At 33.8% G+C, this 19,601-nt stretch carries 18 protein-coding genes; 10 read left to right on the top strand and 8 right to left on the bottom strand.

The features are described 5' to 3' along the window. Positions 1 to 149 precede the first annotated feature (149 nt). The 6 genes from DW761_RS00555 to DW761_RS00530 form a co-directional block, all read right to left on the bottom strand. Positions 150 to 374: a hypothetical protein gene (locus tag DW761_RS00555; protein ID WP_117451335.1), complete on the bottom strand. Its 225-nt coding sequence runs from the start codon at positions 372 to 374 to the stop codon at positions 150 to 152. Further along, a complete protein-coding gene (locus DW761_RS00550; RefSeq protein ID WP_117451337.1) occupies positions 355 to 822 on the bottom strand; it encodes a PTS sugar transporter subunit IIA in 468 nt (155 codons plus the stop codon). Before DW761_RS00550 ends, DW761_RS00555 begins: the two co-directional genes overlap by 20 nt. Before the next feature lie 14 nt (positions 823 to 836). After that, positions 837 to 2,159, bottom strand: coding sequence for a 6-phospho-alpha-glucosidase (locus DW761_RS00545; RefSeq protein ID WP_117451339.1), 1,323 nt, complete (start codon positions 2,157 to 2,159; stop codon positions 837 to 839). A gap of 1 nt (position 2,160) precedes the next feature. Next, positions 2,161 to 3,759, bottom strand: coding sequence for a PTS transporter subunit EIIC (locus DW761_RS00540; protein WP_117516097.1), 1,599 nt, complete (start codon positions 3,757 to 3,759; stop codon positions 2,161 to 2,163). Between the two features lie 117 nt (positions 3,760 to 3,876). Beyond that, a complete protein-coding gene (locus DW761_RS00535; RefSeq protein WP_117451343.1) occupies positions 3,877 to 4,707 on the bottom strand; it encodes a PRD domain-containing protein in 831 nt (276 codons plus the stop codon). 183 nt (positions 4,708 to 4,890) lie between these two features. Continuing rightward, positions 4,891 to 5,868, bottom strand: coding sequence for a zinc dependent phospholipase C family protein (locus DW761_RS00530; RefSeq protein WP_117516096.1), 978 nt, complete (start codon positions 5,866 to 5,868; stop codon positions 4,891 to 4,893). A gap of 246 nt (positions 5,869 to 6,114) precedes the next feature. On the opposite strand from DW761_RS00530, the gene DW761_RS00525 reads away from it, so the two are divergent. The 5 genes from DW761_RS00525 to DW761_RS00505 all read left to right on the top strand — a co-directional run bounded on the left by DW761_RS00525 (position 6,115) and on the right by DW761_RS00505 (position 10,539). After that, positions 6,115 to 7,452, top strand: a complete 1,338-nt coding sequence (locus tag DW761_RS00525) for a glycosyl hydrolase family 18 protein (RefSeq protein ID WP_117516095.1) — start codon at positions 6,115 to 6,117, stop codon at positions 7,450 to 7,452. Positions 7,453 to 7,674: 222 nt separating this feature from the next. Continuing rightward, positions 7,675 to 8,514: a hypothetical protein gene (locus tag DW761_RS00520; protein WP_117516094.1), complete on the top strand. Its 840-nt coding sequence runs from the start codon at positions 7,675 to 7,677 to the stop codon at positions 8,512 to 8,514. 35 nt (positions 8,515 to 8,549) lie between these two features. Continuing rightward, positions 8,550 to 8,771: a hypothetical protein gene (locus tag DW761_RS00515; protein WP_117516093.1), complete on the top strand. Its 222-nt coding sequence runs from the start codon at positions 8,550 to 8,552 to the stop codon at positions 8,769 to 8,771. A 358-nt stretch (positions 8,772 to 9,129) separates the two neighbouring features. Beyond that, a complete protein-coding gene (locus DW761_RS00510; RefSeq protein ID WP_117516092.1) occupies positions 9,130 to 9,972 on the top strand; it encodes a hypothetical protein in 843 nt (280 codons plus the stop codon). Positions 9,973 to 10,263: 291 nt separating this feature from the next. After that, positions 10,264 to 10,539: a hypothetical protein gene (locus tag DW761_RS00505; protein ID WP_233512988.1), complete on the top strand. Its 276-nt coding sequence runs from the start codon at positions 10,264 to 10,266 to the stop codon at positions 10,537 to 10,539. Between the two features lie 44 nt (positions 10,540 to 10,583). Here DW761_RS00505 and DW761_RS00500 read toward each other — a convergent pair whose 3' ends face one another. Then, positions 10,584 to 12,068: a DUF1846 domain-containing protein gene (locus DW761_RS00500; protein ID WP_117451354.1), complete on the bottom strand. Its 1,485-nt coding sequence runs from the start codon at positions 12,066 to 12,068 to the stop codon at positions 10,584 to 10,586. 925 nt (positions 12,069 to 12,993) lie between these two features. Here DW761_RS00500 and DW761_RS00495 point away from each other — a divergent pair. From DW761_RS00495 to DW761_RS21115, 3 genes are all read left to right on the top strand, one after another. Then, positions 12,994 to 14,262: a UDP-N-acetylglucosamine 1-carboxyvinyltransferase gene (locus DW761_RS00495; RefSeq protein ID WP_117451357.1), complete on the top strand. Its 1,269-nt coding sequence runs from the start codon at positions 12,994 to 12,996 to the stop codon at positions 14,260 to 14,262. 328 nt (positions 14,263 to 14,590) lie between these two features. Then, the gene (locus DW761_RS21120) at positions 14,591 to 15,454 is read left to right on the top strand and encodes an ATP-binding protein (RefSeq protein ID WP_199485565.1); all 864 of its coding nucleotides are present in this window, start codon (positions 14,591 to 14,593) and stop codon (positions 15,452 to 15,454) included. Beyond that, a complete protein-coding gene (locus tag DW761_RS21115) occupies positions 15,412 to 15,939 on the top strand; it encodes a DUF4143 domain-containing protein (protein ID WP_199485564.1) in 528 nt (175 codons plus the stop codon). Before DW761_RS21120 ends, DW761_RS21115 begins: the two co-directional genes overlap by 43 nt. Before the next feature lie 26 nt (positions 15,940 to 15,965). Here DW761_RS21115 and DW761_RS00485 read toward each other — a convergent pair whose 3' ends face one another. Continuing rightward, positions 15,966 to 16,760: a MurR/RpiR family transcriptional regulator gene (locus DW761_RS00485; protein ID WP_117516090.1), complete on the bottom strand. Its 795-nt coding sequence runs from the start codon at positions 16,758 to 16,760 to the stop codon at positions 15,966 to 15,968. Between the two features lie 143 nt (positions 16,761 to 16,903). Between DW761_RS00485 and DW761_RS00480 the strand changes: the two genes are divergently transcribed. Both DW761_RS00480 and DW761_RS00475 read left to right on the top strand, forming a co-directional pair. Further along, positions 16,904 to 18,310, top strand: a complete 1,407-nt coding sequence (locus DW761_RS00480; RefSeq protein WP_117516089.1) for a glycoside hydrolase family 1 protein — start codon at positions 16,904 to 16,906, stop codon at positions 18,308 to 18,310. A gap of 1 nt (position 18,311) precedes the next feature. Further along, the gene (locus DW761_RS00475; RefSeq protein ID WP_117516088.1) at positions 18,312 to 19,586 is read left to right on the top strand and encodes a PTS sugar transporter subunit IIC; all 1,275 of its coding nucleotides are present in this window, start codon (positions 18,312 to 18,314) and stop codon (positions 19,584 to 19,586) included. Positions 19,587 to 19,601 lie beyond the last annotated feature (15 nt).

Below are 19,601 nucleotides of genomic sequence, written 5' to 3'. Positions count from 1 at the left end.
GATATAACCATATTATGCATTTTTCCTTAGAAAAAAATCAATATATTTAAACTTATTCGTTTGAAAAAGTCATAAAAATACAACTTTTTCTAAGGAACGTTTATAAAAAATAAAAAGCATGACACGATAAACGATGCCATGCTCAATGATTAACGAAGAATAAATGCTAAATAATCTAAGAAGAATAGTGTAAATGCAAGAATGATACCTGTCCATGAAGCCTTTTTTATAAGGGAAGAATTTTGTTTTTTCTTTTGACAGTATATAATGATGAAGCCGATGATTGGCATCAAATAACTGATGATCAAGGAAAGTATCGTGAGCAGTTTTTCTTTTACTGATACGATTCTAAATTCATGCAATGCTTGCAACATCTTCACCTTCTTTTACCAATTCGTTTAATTTTTCTACTACTGGTTGTTTACCATCTGTGAAAATTACCATTGTGGTAACATCATACCCTTTTGCTTTGATAGATGCGATATCAGCTTTCACAACAGGATCTCCTTTTTTTACCTGATCGCCTTGATTTACATAACTGTGAAACCCATTTCCCTGTAGTTCAACAGTATCAATTCCAATATGTACAATGATTTCCATATCATCATTTGTAATTCCAAAGGCATGTCCAGTAGGGAAAACTGCCGCAATCGTACCATCAATGGGTGATACAAAGATATCAGAAGATGGTTCTATCGCAAAGCCATCTCCCATGGCTTTACTGGCAAAGGCTTCATCTTTTACAGATGATAAGTCAATCAACCTGCCTTGTACTGGTGATCCGATTGCCTGTTTCTTTTTGTTTTTGAATAGGTTCCACATAATCATTTACTCCTTTACTTTAATTCTGGCCAATAATCTTTATTTGCGATAATCATATCATCCAGGATTGCTTTGGCCTGTGTAGATGATTTGATAGTTTTATTTAATGCGAATGCCTGTAAAACTTTTGTATAAGAGTTTTCAATAGCACCTTCTACCAGACATTTTTCACAAGCGTATTGCTGTTCAATCATGCCTTTATAGAATGTTGGGATATGTCCAACTGAGATTTTTTCTACTCCACGAGGGGATACATAACATGGGATTTCCACCATGGCGTCATCTGGTAAATCAGCGATGGCACCTTCATTTTTCACGATAAGCAGATAGCGTCCACCATTTTCTCTACATAAAGATTCCGCAAGATCAACGATAAATGTACCATGTGCACCTACCACAAACATGCCATCATCATATTTTCCAGTTTCCTTATAACGTCTGATTGCATCAAATAATGTTTTTTCTCTGCCATCCATAACTTCATTTGCTCTTGTATAATCAGGGTTGGCATCATTCACGATATCCTGACTTAATAAGTAATACTGTAAATATGTATTTGGAAGATAATCAGGGAAACGTTCCATCATTGGTTTAACATTGCCATAAGTATGTACCCAAGAAGGTTCCCAGTGCTGTTCATCTGGTACATCACATAAATATCCATGTGCAATGGCATGTTGTCTTAATTCTTCAAAACGACTTTCGCCATTTACCCAGATATCAGTGAACCAGCCAAAGTGATTTAAACCAAAGTAATCAGGTTTGATATCATGAGGGTCACAATGCAGAATATCCGCAAAGCTGTTAATGATTGCGACTGGCATATCACAAATATTAATGATACGTGCATTTGGTCTTAATTTCTTTAATGCCAATGCAACGATAGCGGCAGGGTTGGAGTAGTTTAAAATCCAGTGATTTGGTGCGGCATACTTTTCTACCATATCCAAGATTTCCACCATTGGATAAATCGTTCTAAGTCCATAAGCAAGACCACCACAGCCACATGTTTCCTGTCCAACTGCACCATGCTTTAATGCGATTTTTTCATCTTGTTCACGCATTGCATATTTACCAACACGAATCTGTGCGAAGATAAAATCTGAATCTTTAAATGCAGTTTCCGGATCAGTTGTTGTAAAGAAGTTACATTCTGGACAATTCGCCTTTACAACTTCTTTTACGATGATTGCGACATCGTTTTGACGTTCTTCATCGATATCATATGCACGGATTTCCTTTACAGGAAAGGTATCCTTTTTTGATAAAATTGCCTTTACGACACCTGGTGTATAAGTACTTCCTCCACCAACGATTGTGATAATTTTTGGTTCCATGTTATTCTCCTTCTATTGCTAAATGATTAGCTTCTAAATAATCTTCTAAACTCTTTCTAAATTTATTTACATTCACACCATAGATAATCTGGATTTCATTGCCTCTTTTCACAAGTCCTTTAGAGCCTGTTTCTTTTAGTTTTTCTTCATCTACAAGATCTAAAGAATCCACAACAATACGTAAACGTGTGAAACAATTGTCTATATTTTTGATATTCTGAATACCACCAACAGCTTCATAAATCTGGGCACCCAGGGAATTGTTCATACCAGCAGAGGATGGTGTTGCGGTATTTTTCTTTGCTGCTTCATAATCTTTCTTTGTTACCAGTTTGACATCTTCATCACTTTCATCTCTACCAGGGATTTTTACATCAAATTTCAAGATGAACCATTTAAATACGAAGTAGTATACAGCCATCTGTACAAGTCCTAATAAAATGAACCAAGGCCATCCGGTTTTTGCGACACCCGCAGGTACATTGTATAGCAATGTTTCAAAAATACCTCCAGCAGTACAGCATGTGATCTGGAAGAAGTACAACAGATAGAAGAAGATACCTGTTAATACAGAGTGAATCAGGAATAGTACAGGGCTAACAAATAAGAATGTAAATTCAATTGGTTCTGTAATCGCAGCAAGACAGCTTGTCAGGATTGCTGGTACATAAATTGCTCTGGCTTTGTTTTTTAATGCAGGTTTTGCACAATGCAGCATTGCTAGACCAGCACCAGATAAACCAAATACTTTTACTAATGTAACGTTATTGAAAATGGTAGTTAATGATAATTTTGCAGTTTCAGGGTCACCTAACTGTGCTAATGCGATCGCCCAAGCACCAGAATAAGTTTCACCGGCAACAGTAGCAACACCACCTAAATCGGTATACCATAATGCACTACCAATCAAGTGATGTAAACCTGTAGGAATCAATAAACGTTCTAAGAAACCAAATGTGAAGAATCCAATACCACCAGATGTTGAAATAAAGGTTGCAACAGAAGTGATCAAGGATTGTACAGGTGGCCATAAATAAGCAAATGCAATTGCCATAATCAGCATCACTGGAATAGAAATCAAGAATACAAAACGTGTTCCACCATATACAGAAAGTACTTCACCTAAGTCTTTATCACAATATTTATTGTGCAAGCATCCTACGATTACACCAATGATAATCCCAAGGAATACACCCATATCCACAATCTGGAAGCCTAGCATCATGTTTTGACCATTGCCAGTTGCTTCATGTAACATACCTGTTAAGGATAAGAATGAATTCTGTGCAGCACAGAAGATAAACAGACAAAGGAAAGCAACCAGCGCCGCATGTTCCTTTTTCTTTTTCGCAAGACCAAATGCAACACCAATCGCAAAAATTGGTCCTAAGTTATTAAATACGGACATCAAGCCATTATACATGACCTTAAAGATGATCTGGATAACCTCATTTCCTAAAAATGGTACTGCGGATACAATGTTAGGGTTGATCATAAAGTTACAAATAACAAGAATCAATCCTACAGCGGGTAAATAAAGTACGGGTGCCACAATGGCTTTGGAGAATGTCTGCATTGCTCCAACAAATTTTTCTTTCATACTATCGTCCTCTCTCTTATAATAGAAAAGACCTAAAAACTACAGCCGTCACAAAACAAAAAGCTTTGTTTATCTGTTGAATTTAGGTCTTGCCTGATCGAATCAGTAACAATCCATTCAGTTGTTAATCTTATAAATATGAATCATCAAATATAATAGCTCTTTTTCTGTCAGCATATAGCCGAAGGTTTCATAAATGAAATCACGCACTGCATGTACACATGACAGAATTTTTTTATTCTTTTTCGCTAAGAACACAGCCATTTCTTTATCTTCAAAGCTTTCTTCCTCATGTTCACCATTGAAGATGCGTTGCGCCATAAATTTCAGATGTGTTGTTAAACGAATATAATCCAGACTCTCTTCATCAAAGCGAACATCCAGTGTATCAGAAATTACCTGTATACAACCCTCAATCAGTTGAAGTGTTTCCATTGTGGAATTGGAATTGGTATCACTGGATCCATTGATAATATGCAAGGCGATATATCCGGCTTCATCCTCCTGCAAATGGATACCAAGTTCTTTTTCAATCAATTGGATACTCCATAAACCAATTTTATACTCCTCTTTGTATAAGGTTTTTATTTCTGTTAGTACCAGATTGGGAAGTTCTGTACCTGTTTCATAACGTTCTACCGCAAAACAGATATGATCTGTCAATGCTACGATGGTTTGATCCTGAAAGGATATGTTTAATCGTTTGACAGCTTCTTCCATAATCGTTTGAGAAAGCTTGAAGTATTTTTCAGGTGTGCGTAAAAACAACTGATACATCGCGTTTTTTTCGCCACCCTCATAGACGTAGCGCTTTTCAATGCGGCGTTCATCTACTTCATCTCCAATTTTTTTCTGGAATCCAATACCTGAACCAGTCAGTATGAGATCATTTTTATTGTCAGAAATAGTGGCCACTGCGTTGTTGTTGAAAATCTTAATAATTTTCATAATCTCCCTCCGATAAAAATAAAGACCTAAGAATTACAAAAACTATAATAAAAATATAGTCATGTTATTCAAAGGTCTTGCCTGATCACATCAGTAACAATCCAAGTATTACAGCTATTATTTTAAACATTAATTTACTTTTGTCAACACTTTTATGTCAAATTAAATAAAAATGATAGCGTTTTACTTTTCAAAAATGATATCGAAATATTTCATCTCTTGAAAGCCAGCCATTCCAGTGTCATATGCACGATCTTGCAAGATATCCATAAGCGCTTGTAAAGATGCTTCATTCAACGTGTACTGATAAGCAACTTCAATGGCTTTTACAGCTAATCGAACAGCTTTTTCAAATATTTCCGGGAAAGAATCATTGCTTATGATTTCATGGTCACAAGGATGTTTCCATACTTCTTTCTTAAGATTTAAAACATCAAAATCATTCTCATCCTGATTTGGCACAATATTACCTGACATTTGCCATTTCTGATGACGAAGCATTTCATATCCAAGCCATGCATCAATCTTATAATGATGTGGATCATATAGCCATTCCTGTGCGTGACGCCATCCATCTAATGCTTTTCTAATATCATAAACGCGGATATCACTTTGAAACAGCTTCTTAACTGTTGGAACATAAATACGGGCAATTGCTTGTAAAATTTCTTGATTGTATAAGCAGATATCAGGAAAATGGTATTCTTTAATACTACAGTTTCGATAGGTTCTCAACATTGTTTCATCTAATACGGATTCAAATCGATGATGATAATTCAGACTCATGCCAGTACAATCGCCTGTACGATAATAGACATATGGATGGGCACTGCTGTCAATAGCCCAATGACATAAATGACCAAATAGATATACAGACATTCGTGTTTTGATATCATCTTTTTTCTGTTTTAAGATTTCATCAAGACCACATCTGAAAAAGTCATTGACATGGCCACAATGCAACGTATTCCCTATTTGTGAAACCAGGTTATCATGAAATAAATTCCATGGGGTTGCGCCATAGAAAAACAAAGGATCAGGACCATTACTACCGATATAATAGAGCTGTTCATTATCTTTGATCATTTGAATGATATCTTCATGATGTAATCGTTTTAATACTTCTTCCGCAAAAATCTTGTGAGTAATTAAGTTTGGCATATTGTTCTCCTTGTATCTTACGTGTACTATAAAGACATTATAATATGAAAAGAAACCGCATACAAGAACAAAATATAGGATGATAGAGAAGATTGTGAATTACATTTGATATAGAAATAGATATGAATAGTAAAAATTGTACAATACAGGAGATGAAGTTACCGTATTTCTGAATATTTTTGAATCCCTTGTGCGTGTGTATGAGATTTGTTATACTTTGTAAAAGTATAAAAGGGGAAATCATAAATGAAAAAGTTTAATTTAAAAAATAAATCGATACAAAAAGGAATTTTGATTTTTATCATTGGATTATTATCAGGAGTACTGCTTATGACTTCTTTACAACATTTTCAAAGTTCACCTAGTGGAAAAGACGCTGTGAAAGAGGAAAAAATTGCAGAAAAAGATACAGCTAAGGACAAGGAAAAAAACGAAGAAAAAGATAAAGAAACAAAACAAGAAGAGAACACTTCCCAATATCCTTCATGGGATAAATCTGCCGTATATAATGGAGGAGATAAGGTGATATATGAGAAAAAGATTTATAAAGCAAAATGGTGGACACAGGGAGAAATACCAGGGAACAGTGATGTTTGGGAGGATACAAAAGAAAGTATTACACCTGTAAAAGATGAAAAGAAAAAGGATACAGTTACCAATAAGAAGCATGTGGAAACAGGAGATAAAAAGATTGTCGGTTATTTTCCTTCATGGAAACCAGCAAAGGCGGATGATCTTCGCTATGATGAATTGACAGATATTATTTATGCATTCGCCATACCAACAAGTGATGGAGATTTACGCCCCTTAGATAATGCAGATATCGCAAAACAAATTATCACGAAGGCTCATAAACAAAACGTTCGTGTGTTATTAGCAGTAGGTGGATGGAGTTATAATGATGTTCCATTAGAAGCGACATTTGTTTCCGCTACAGAAAACGATCAAAAGATAAAGAAATTTGGCGATGCTATTATAAACATGTGTGATCAATATGGATTTGATGGAATAGACATGGATTGGGAGCATCCACGTGTCGATGGAAATACTGGGAAACGATATGAAGCGTTGATGTTGTATCTGGCAGATAAATTACATGATGAAAAAAAGCTTCTGACAAGTGCTGTTTTAAGTGGAGCTACTGCAGATGGCAATATATATTATGATGCAGCAGCGCATAGTGATGCAGTCTTGAAGGCAGTAGACCGTATTCATGTGATGGCTTATGATGGTGGGGATGGAGAGCGTCATTCTCCATATGATTTTTCAGTAAACAGCATAGAATATTGGACAGATACTAGAAATGTTGACCCTAATAAAGTCATATTGGGAGTACCATTTTACGCAAGGCCAAGTTGGGCAGGCTATGGAGATATTATTAAGGAAAATAAAGGTGCATCAAAGAAAGATCATGTTACCTATAATGGGATGGATGTATATTATAATGGTTTAGAAACTATGAAGAAAAAAGCACAGTACGCTAAGAAAAACTGTGGTGGGATCATGATTTGGGAATTGAGTCAAGATAGTAGTGATGACAACATGAGCTTGCTGAAAGTAATAGCGGATGAACTATCTAAATAAGTGACGTACTCCCACCACTTATGCAAAGCATAGAAGTGGGGGACTTCTGCCTGCTTTTTGGTTAAAATGGAGTCCTTTTCATATTTAAAAACCAACGTTTTAAAATAAAAAGTAATGATTTATTTTAAGATTTTAGCTAAAAATATAATTATTTATGCTTTTTGTAACAAGCCCTCCTTTTTTGTGTATAATGTTACCTATTATGAGAACGGAGGTATGTGAATGAGCGTTGAACAATCAAATTTATTGAATGAAGAAATGAAAAAAGGAAAGAAGATTTTTTTAAGACCAAGCATACTAGATACTGCAATAGTAAATAGACCAAAGAATATGATATTAGGGGAATCGCTAGTCACAATGGAAAAAACAAAAGCGTATGATCATATATGTAAATTGGTATTAAGCAATAAACCGGTTGTGTCGCGTATCATGAAACGTGTGATGAAAGAATGTAAAGATATGACGGTAGATGAAATCGTCAATTGTATTGAAAATGATCCTCAAGTCATTGCGATTGTGAAAGATCATGATCAGATTATCGGAATGAATGTAGAGGATGAATGTATTATCGGAGCACCCATTCGATATGATGTATTATTTAAAGCAAATCTGCCAACAGCAGATGGTGGAACAGAGTGCGTAGGAATCTTTATGAATTTTGAAATACAAATAGATGATAATCCAGGGTATTCACTAGTGAGAAGAGGTATCTATTATACTTGCAGAATCTTAGCACGTCAAAAAAATGCAGCTGATGGATTTGAAAATTCAAATTTCAACGATATCCAAAAGGTCTATTCGATTTGGATATGCCCAGTTCATAAAAAAGAAAAAAATGATGTAATCAATATTTATCATGTCAAAGAAAAATGTTTAAAAAAAGAATGGCATTGCCCACAAAAAGACTACGATCTAATGGAATTGATCATGTTGTATCCAGGTACACAATATGATTATGATCAAGGCGAAGAACATGGGTTATTAGAGATGTTAAATATATTGTTCACAATGAAAATAAGTGCAGAAGAAAAAAAGAGATTATTGGAAAAAAATATGGTATAATAATGACGAAGAACATGGATGAGGAGGTAGAATATATGTGCAATCTTAGTGAAGGTATATTGAAACAAGGACTAGAACAAGGAATAGAAATAGGAAAAGCACAAGGTATACAAGAAGGTGAATTAATTTCCGCAATTAAATTAACCAAAAATCTAATAAAAAGCAGCGAAATAGATGTTTATAAAGCTATGGCATTACTAGATCTACCACAGGATATCCGTAAAAATGTAATCGAAGAAATAAATAAAGAAAAATAGAATTAAAAGACGTATTCTGATGAAAAATCAAAAATACGTCTTTTTTATAGGAACATCATTATATAAAGAGGATAACATTCTATAATCTCATGTCACAATTCACATTGTTCAAAAATAACTAATTGTAAGTTGCGGCTGTTTATGAATTGTTGTAGGCTTTATAAACATATGTGATAAACAAAAATTATTCATCAGGAAAATATGTAAAAAAGATAAAACTATCTTTATATGAGAATGGTATCTTGCTTTCCTTTCATTTGCATAGTATACAGAAGAAATACAAGGATGTGCGTAAATAGTAAATTGCATAATTCTCTAATTTGCGTTATCATAAGAGATAAAAAACGGAGGGATTGGGATGCTTAAAAGATTACATCACTCAAAAGAAGCAATCAAAATGGAAATCAGAGAACATAAAAGCTCTTCCATCGTATATTTTACACTCAGAGCATTGGTGATATTAACAATGATTCTTCAGATATTTAACCGGAATTATGAAAATGTATTCTTATGTATTTTGACATTGGCATTATTGATTGTGCCAAGTTTTATTCAGGTAGAATTTAAAATAGAACTGCCAACTACATTAGAAATTATTATTTTGGTGTTTATATTCTCTGCAGAAATACTTGGAGAAATAAAATCGTTTTATATCGTATTTCCTATGTGGGATACCATACTTCATACACTCAATGGATTTCTGGCAGCGGCAATTGGTTTCTCACTTGTGGATATCCTAAATAACAATGATCGTTTACAGTTTAAAATGTCACCTGTCTTTATGGCATTAGTAGCATTTTGTTTCTCTATGACGATTGGCGTATTATGGGAGTTCTTTGAATTTGGCATGGATCATCTAATTGGTACGGATATGCAGAAAGATACAGTGATAAACTATATTACCAGTGTGGCATTAGATCCTACAAACAGTAATCGACCAGTGACAATGAGTGGTATCAATGATGTGATTGTCAATGGACAAGCATTAGGATTAGGTGGTTATCTGGATATTGGTCTAATTGATACCATGGAAGATTTGTTTGTGAACTTTATTGGTGCCGTTGTATTTTCAATCTTTGGTTATTTCTATGTGAAAAAACGTGGGAAAGGTCGTTTTGTTAAACGATTTATACCAAAACCAAAGGATAAAAAACGGGATTATTTAGAAATAGTAAAAAACAACAAACAGAGTACAGAGTAAAATCTGTACTTTTTTCTTGTTCACCTATTATAGAGGACTTATAATATGTTTGTTCAATAAGTTATAATCAGAAGGGAAATAAGGCAGATATAAAGATTTCTGTGGGTAGTTCATATGCATGAATTTGAAATGAAAAAAAGCAATTATAAGCTTTTTATCCGCAAATGAGAAATAGCAGTAATCCTTGAAGCTGGATACAGAAAATTACATGAGAATGAAGATTGTAGTGAATATATTAGAGTATGTGAGAACCTATATTTCTCAATCGCTTTTGTGCCTAATTCCAACAGTGTGCAACTTTCAGATGAAGAAATAAACGATTTTTGTAAAGGACTTCATTTAGTAAGTGATCAAATCATGGATAAAGTAAATCATAAGTCCTCTCTGATTCAGCTGCGAAGTATTCTGTTTTCAGATTGTAATATCCAACAAGAAGCATTAATGGTTTCCGCAATCAAATGGGCAAGTGAAGCATTCGCTTTTCCTATGCCAATCATAAATGTGACATTTGATGATACGATAAAACCTTGTGGCAAGTATATTTTTGATTTTTCTAATTTGATATAAAAAAGATGAACATTCGCATTAGCTTTTGTTCATCTTTTTGTTGTTTAACGATGATATAATTTTTTAGTCTGATATTGATCTTCACAAGTTAAATTACAATTCAGTTTACGGAATGTATTTACATCCACTTGTGATAAAATAACGGTACTATGTGCTTCACAGCCTTTTAGCTTATCCAGCTGCTGCATTGCCAAATGAGATACAGGATTGGTTGTTGCGGATATCGCAAGAGCAATCAAAACTTCATCTGTATGTAAACGAGGATTATGATTACCAAGAGAATTCACTTTCAATTTCTGTATTGGTTCTATAATATTAGGTGAAATCAATGGTATTTCATCATTGATGTTGCCTAATGCTTTTAAAGCATTTAATAATGCAGCACTGCATGCACCAAGCAGGGAGCTTGTTTTACCAGTCACAATAGATCCATCTGGAAGCTCTATTGCGAAAGCAGGAGCATCCGTTTCTTCAGCTTTCTGTAATGCTGGAATCACACAACGTCTTTCTAAAGGAGTGATATTAGCCTGTGACATAATCAGTTCAATTTTCTTAATGGTATCTTCAGTAGTATGACCTATTTTAAAATCAACTTTTGCGGCATAATAACGGCGAAGGATTTCTTCACTGCTTGCTTTTCTTGCGGCATCATCATTCACAATACAATAACCTGCCATATTCACGCCCATATCTGTAGGTGATTTATAAGGAGATTCTCCTAAAATCTTTTCAAACATGGCATTTAATACAGGGAAGATTTCCACATCACGGTTATAGTTTACAGTAGTGACACCATATGCTTCTAAGTGGAATGGATCGATCATATTGATATCATTTAGATCAGCAGTTGCAGCTTCATATGCCAGATTCACAGGATGCTTTAATGGAAGATTCCATATAGGGAATGTTTCAAATTTCGCATAGCCTGCTTTGATACCACGTTTATGTTCATGGTATAACTGTGATAAACAAGTGGCCATTTTTCCTGAACCAGGACCAGGTGCTGTCACAACGACCAAAGGTTTTGTTGTTTCTATATATTCATTTTTACCATATCCATCTTCTGATACAATCATTGGTATGTTGTTAGGATATCCAGGGATTACATAATGCTGGAAAACCTTAATACCTAAATGTTCCAGATGCGCTTTAAAAACATCAGCACTGGATTGATTTGCATATTGCGTAATTACGACACTTCCTACATATAAGCCGGTTCCACGGAATGCATCGATGAGACGTAATACTTCAGCATCATATGTGATACCAATATCACTGCGAATTTTATTTTTTGCGATATCATTCGCACTGACAGCGATAACGATTTCTACTTCATCTTTCAGGTTTAACAACATCTTCAGTTTTGAATCAGGCTGAAATCCAGGCAACACACGTGCAGCATGGTGATCATCAAATAATTTACCGCCAAATTCAAGATATAACTTATTGCCAAACTTACTGATTCTTTCTAAAATATGCTTTGATTGCAGTTCAATATATTTGTCATTATCAAAAGCTATTTCTTTCATCTTCTCACTCCTTATCTAAAAAAACTCTCACTTTATGTATTATACCAAAAATATCGGTCATTTACTAACATAAAACAGTTTTTCAAAAGAAAAAAACAACGAGTCGTGAAAGCAGAAAAAATGTAAGCTATTTCTATGTTTATGCAAATATTTCAAAGAATGTGGAAAGATGAATGAATTACTGTAATTATCGTAAAAAATAGAATTTTAAAATGTTTTATATCTAAGAGAATTAATTAAGAACAGAAAATATATGGAATGATCTACAAGTAAAGAAACAAAAATAATTGAAAAAGCAGAGAGTGTTTTGCTTGTCAGGCTTTTTAGAGCACATAAAAATTTAAATATCTGGCTTTAAGTACATAAATCGACCGTTCAAAGAAACAATCAACCGCTCATAGACTTTTATAGATATATTCCTATTATATAAATTGTACGTTCAAAGCCATGTCATGTACACCCTATGATATGTTTTTTTCAGGACTTTATAGGATTATAATTAAGTAGGGAAAAACAAATAAGTTTTATACCTTATAGGGCATTTTTTTGCATACTATTTTAGAAGCTTCCATAATTCTTAAGAAATTGTCATTTTTAAAGACTTTGTTTATTTACCAGTAAAAGGTATAATGATAAGGTAATACGAAAAGCCATTAAAAAGGCTTTTTTGTTACGTTGACAACACTATACAGATAGTAGCAAAATCTGTGTATTTGCATATATAATAATGTAAACATGATAAAAATGGATACAATTAAGGAACTTTTGATGATTTTTATTTGGAAATAATTAGAATGTCAAAAAAGTACGGAAAAAAATAGCTATCAAACGGAAAATGCTTTATAATAGTAATGCACTTTTGCAACACTACCATCACGCAATATGTGATGTCCTATAAATCAGAATCAAAAAAGGAGATATCGCAATGGAAAAAGTTATAAAAATTGAAGGGAAACATAAATTACGTGGAACAGTACGTATCAGCGGATCAAAAAACGCTACCGTCGCACTGATTCCAGCAGCCATATTAGCAAACGGGCCTGTCACAATCTGTGGTGTGCCGAATATCAGTGATGTAGAATCACTATCAGTATTACTACAAGACCTGGGTGTTGTTGTAGATATTAAAAGCAGTGATCGCATCGTCATTGATACAACGGATATGCAAAATAAACCTATGATTCATGAGGCAGTCAGTAAACTAAGAGCTTCTTATTATTTTATGGGGGCTTTGCTGGGAAAATATGGACATGCGGAAATCAAAATGCCAGGAGGATGTTATTTAGGACCTCGTCCGATTGATTTGCATCTGAAAGGTTTTGAGGCATTGGGCGCAACGGTTACTTATGATCATGGCGCTTATATATTAGATGCCAAAGAACTTGTCGGGACAAAAATTTTCTTAGATATATCCAGTGTTGGCGCAACGATCAACATCATGATGGCAGCTGTTCATGCCAAAGGTAGAACAACGATAGAAAATGCCGCAAAAGAACCAGAAATTATAGATGTCGCAACCTTATTAAATAAAATGGGCGCAAATATTCGTGGAGTTGGTACTAATGTTATCACCATTGATGGTGTTGATGAACTTAGTGGATGTTTCCATGAAATTATACCAGATCGTATCGAAGCAGCTACGTATATTGTATTAGCAGCTGCTGCTGCAGAAGATGTGATGATCGAAAATATTATACCGCAGCATTTGGAATCACTATTATCAAAACTTCATGAAATTGGTATCCAGATGGAAGTTGGTGTCGATCGTGTGCATGTAAAAGGACATGATGGCAATATTAAGGCTACTGATATTAAAACATTGCCATATCCAGGCTTTGCCACAGATATTCAACAGCCATTAACTGCACTTTTAACACAGACAACGGGACAATCTATTGTGACAGAAACTATTTATACAGAACGTTTTAAACACTGTTATGAATTAAATAAAATGGGCGCAAATATTAATGTTATGATTCCTAGCTCCTTTATCAATGGTCCAACACCTTTATATGGTGCAGAAGTATGTGCGACAGATTTACGTTGTGGGGCATGTCTTGTAATTGCCGGATTAATTGCAGATGGTGTGACAACCATTCATGATATTTATCATATCGATCGAGGATACGAAGATTTAGATGGCAAACTAACAGCTTTAGGCGCAAAAATTTGGCGTGAAACAATTGAAGATTAATATATTGACCTTATAGTTATAGACTGTAAGGTTTTTTTCGTCTTTATGATGATTAGATCTATCCTCGCTCATAGCGTGCTAATAATAGGTAACACAGATTACATTTACAGATCAAAGTGAGCATCCCATCGAACAGAACGTTATTAGGATTTTAATAATAACAGAATGGAACAAAAAGCCTTATCTTATATTGGATAGGGTTTTTATATACTATCGTGGGATAAATCGTAAAAAAGTTGGATAAATGGAAGAATTCATATAAAAAAAGTTGGAAAAGTTGCATAATAGCAGCATAATAGGGATGGAAAAATGAAATAGAGGTGGTCATATGCTTTATCGTAAAATATCAAATGATATTATGGAATGGCTGCATACAGGAAAGAAAGCACTTCTTGTATCAGGTACAGATCGTATTGGAAAAACGACAATCATTCAGGAATGTTTAAAATCAACACATCACAGTTTTATAGAATTGAACTTTAAAAAACAGCCAGAACTAATAGAATTATTTGAAAAGGCAACCTCTACACAAGATTTGTTATTAAGATTAAGTGTTGTATCTAAAGAGCCTTTAATAAAAGGTAAAACAGTAATCTTTTTCGATGAAATTCAGGAATTTAAAGATATCATGACGAGAATCAAATTTTTAGTAGATGATGGAACCTATCGCTTTATCATGAGTGGCTCTTTGCTAGGTGTAGAATTACACAATCTTCGTTCAGCACCTGTTGGTTATGTAGAAATTCTTGATATGTTTCCTTTAGATTTTGAAGAATTTTTACTTGCGAATGGTATTGGAGAAAATGTAATACAAAAGCTAAAAGAATGCTTTGAAAATAGAAAACCTGTCGATGAATTCATCCATAAAAAGATGTTAGATATATTCTACCTATATCTTATTGTTGGAGGTATGCCAGAAGCAGTCGTAAATTATATAGAAACAAATAATATTCAAAACGTATCACAAACTCATAAAAATATTATCCATTTATATGAACAAGATTTCACTAAATATGAAGATAAATATCGTTTAATGTTAAAAGAAATATACACAACGATGGCTAGTGAATTAAATAAACGAAATAAACGGTTCAAATTGAATTCCGTTAAAACTGGAATAAGTTATGATCGTATAAAAAATGATTTTTTATGGCTAAAAGATGCAGGTGTTGCATACCTGTTTATAATATAGAAGAACCCAAACAGCCATTGTTATTGAATACGCAAAGAAGCCTGTTTAAATTATTCTATTCCGATGTTGGATTATTGACAAGTTTGTATTCCGATATCGTGAAAATGAAAATTTTAAATAAAGATAAAGATATCAATAATGGCGCTTTATTTGAAAATGTAATTGCTCAGGAATTAGCTGCACACCATGTTGATTTATATTATTATAATAGTAAAAAATTTGGTGAACTTGATTTTGTGTGCGAATTAGATGGTGAGGTCGTCCCAATCGAAGTCAAATCAGGGAAGGATTATAAAAAACACAGTGCTTTAGAAAATGTATTACATGAGGCGATATTTGATATTCATAGAGCCTATATCTTATCGAATGGAAATGTTGAAGTAAAAGATAAAAAAGTCTATCTGCCAATCTATATGATTATGTTTATCGAAAATATGAAATTAGAAAATCCTATTTATAAACTTGATTTAAATGGACTACATTAAAAAGGAATACAAGCATGTATTCTTTTTTATACAATCAAATCATCATGATACAATGCGTAATAGATCATAACAAGCTGATCAATAAAATACATGAAAGAAATCATACCAAGATTATTATCAAATGTTCCTCCGATTTGGATTAATAAATGATAGCGCTCTTTATATATTGAGTGATCATTCTGCGTTATCAACACAGTATATGCTCTTTTTTTGTATAAGAAAGGTAATGTAATAGATTGAACAGTACTGCTTCCTCTAGGAGATACAACGATCGCAAGATCATTCTCTTTTAATCGGGAAGCAACTTTATCTTGTTGTAAAATATCCGCAGAAACATGAATGATTTTCTTAAATAATCCCAACCGTTCTTGCAGATACATTGCTAAAAACTGATATCCGATATTCCCAAAGATATAGATGCTTTCATGTTCATGTATCTGTTTCGCAAGTTCTATAAGTTTTTCTTTTTGAAAGTGCTCATTCATATCATTTATGGAATGGGCATATATCTGTTTCATATACGTGATCCCATGATCTATATCATCTTTTACTTGGAGGTAATCTTTATCATAATCAATCTCAAAACCATAGGATTTTTCTAAAGCTTCTTTAAAACTATTGAAATTTTTATAGCCTAATATACGACAAAACCGACTGAGTGTAGAAGTAGATACAAAGCATAATTCTGCAATTTCATAAATGTTTAAGTCTTTTAATTCATCAATATGTTTAACTAATTCAATCGCTAAATTGCGATGTGTACTGCCTTCTTGCGCACCATTGATAAACAACATGAGCTTATGTAATATCATATCCATCATGAAGCACCTTCTTTCATCTTATATTTTAACAAGTAGTTTCAGATATTGAAACTAATTTCTAAAATAATTTTTAGTTTCATAATAAGAACGCTTACATTCGCATTTTCACTGATATACTGTTTGTGTCAAGAAAAGGAGGACCAATGGTGAAAATAGAAACGATACAAACATTTCCAGATGATTTTTTATGGGGAGCCAGTACAAGCGCGTTTCAAGTAGAGGGAGCTAATACAGAAGATGGCAAAGGATTATCTACTCAGGATGTAAGACCAGTACCTGCCGGTTTATCAGATGCATCCATTGCGGCTGATCATTATCATCGATACAAAGAAGATATCGCTTTGATGAAAGAGGCAGGTTTAAAATCTTATCGATTTTCCATCGCATGGACACGTATTTATCCAAATGGGGATGATGAACAACCAAATCCTAAAGGAATTCAGTTTTATAGTGATTTGATTGATGAATTAATCAAAAATGATATTACGCCAATTGCGACATTATGGCATTTTGATTTACCAAATCATTTAGAAGAAGCATACCATGGATGGCTTGGGAAGGAAACAATTCATCACTTTGAACGATATGCAAGAACAGTATTTGAAGCATATGGCGACCGGGTAAAATACTGGATATCCATTAATGAACAGATGATGATGGTAATGAATACTGAAATGTTGTTGGGAAAAGGCAAGAAAATTTCATATAAAGAAGGGCTGAAATACAATATGCAGGCATGTGTAAATATGTCACTGGCAGAGAAAAAAGCGTTTCAGTTATGTCATGAAATTATCCCAGATGCGAAAATCGGACCATCAAGTGCCTATCAGCTATGTTACCCATTAACATGTGATGCAATGGATGTTCAGGCAGCGATGGATGCGGAAGAATTCTTAAGCTATTTAGTTTTAGATTTAAGTGTTCGTGGAGAATTTCCGGCAACATTAAAAGCGTATTTGAAACAGGAACAAGCATACCCTGTAATCAGTGAAGAGGAACAGAAGCTGTTGAAAAAAGAAAGACCTGATTTTATCGGTGTTAATTATTACGCTTCATTGACGGTACGTAAACCTGGAGATCCAGATCCAAAAGCTGATTTGTTTTTCTTCAATACAGAGAATTACACAATCGTAAACAACCCAATCATTAAAACAACGACATGGCTAAGAGGAAGCTATGATCCACTCGGATTTAAATTAGCATTAAGGAAACTATATGATCGATATCAGCTGCCATTAATGATTACAGAAAATGGATATCCACAAACTGAGGAGCCAGTAAATGGTATCATCAATGATACAGAACGCATTACATATCTTAAAGATCACTTACATGCAATCAAAGAAACAATTAGTGAGGGAATTCCTGTAATAGGATATCATCTTTGGTCTTTTATTGACTTGTTAAGTGGTTCTCAGGGATATAAAAAGCGTTATGGTTTGGTCTATATTGATCATCAAGAAGGAAATAAAGGTACATTACAACGTATCAAGAAACAATCATTTTACTGGTATCAAAAACAAATAAAAGAAAAAGGAAGGGAAATTTAAAATGGAAAAAGTACAAGCATGGTTGGAGAAAACATTAATTCCAATTTCAACAAAATTATCTAGCAGTAAATTTATGCAGGCATTGAGTGGAGGGATGATGTCTGTTCTACCAATCATGATGATTGGCGCAATCTTTTCAATTCTGACAAATCTGCCAATTGACGCATATAAAACATTTATCGCAGATATTGGTCTGGCAAAATTCTTTGCCCTTGGAACAACAATGACGACGGATTTGATTTCTATCTATATGACATATTTTATCGCAAAAAGCTTCTCTAGTAGAAAACATAAAGATCAATCTTCTACAATTGGTATGTTGGCAGTGGCATGTTTCTTCATTTTATTACCATTTGGGGTAAATGAAGCAGGCACAAAGTTCTTTGAATTTACATATTTAGGCTCTATGGGAATGTTTGTAGGTATTGTGACAGGATACTTCACTTCATTAATTTATGGATGGGTATTGGATAAAGATATTACAATTAAACTTCCTGATGGAGTGCCTATGAATGTCGCAAATTCATTTACAGGAATCATTCCAGCACTTGTTGTCGCAGTTATTTTCTTACTTGTAAATTTCTTATTAACATTAACTCCTTATGGAAATATCTTCTCATGTTTATATTCTCTATTACAAGCACCATTACAATCATTGGCAGGAAATATGTTCTCTATGATTATCATTGTTATTTTATGTCAGATTTTATGGTTCTTCGGTATTCATGGATCTATGACTGTATTAGGTGTTATCTTCCCTTTGTGGATTGCAATGTATGCAGAAAACAGTGCTTCTGTAGCAGCTGGTGGACCAGTATTGAATCCTATTAACGTTACATTCTTTGACTTCACCACAATTGGTGGATGTGGTTGTACACTTGGCTTATCTATTCTATTATGTTTGTTCTCTAAATCTAAACAGAATAAAACATATGGTAAATTATTCTTGCCTTGTGGATTATTTAATATCAATGAACCTATGGTATTCTCTATGCCTTTGATGTTGAATCCTTTATTCATTATTCCATTTATCTTAGCTCCAGTATTAGCAGTTATTATCGCATATTTCGCAATTGTGGTACTGCAGATTGTACCTGCACCACTTGGTATTATGAACTTATCTTATGTACCTGCATTATTTAGAGGATTTATCAACTGTGGTTTCCAGGGTGTCATTCTTGAACTGGTAATTGTAATAATTTCAATGGTTATTTACTATCCATTCTTCAGAATTGCTGATAAACAAGCATTAGCTAATGAAAATAAAGAAGCATAGGTATATAATATAGAT

Source organism: Absiella sp. AM29-15 (genome assembly GCF_003434225.1).
Classification (GTDB): Bacteria; Bacillota_I; Bacilli_A; order Erysipelotrichales; family Erysipelotrichaceae; genus Hoskinsella; species Hoskinsella hominis.
The sequence above is the reverse complement of the archived record's forward strand: the minus strand, read 5'-3'. Positions and strand labels throughout refer to the sequence as shown.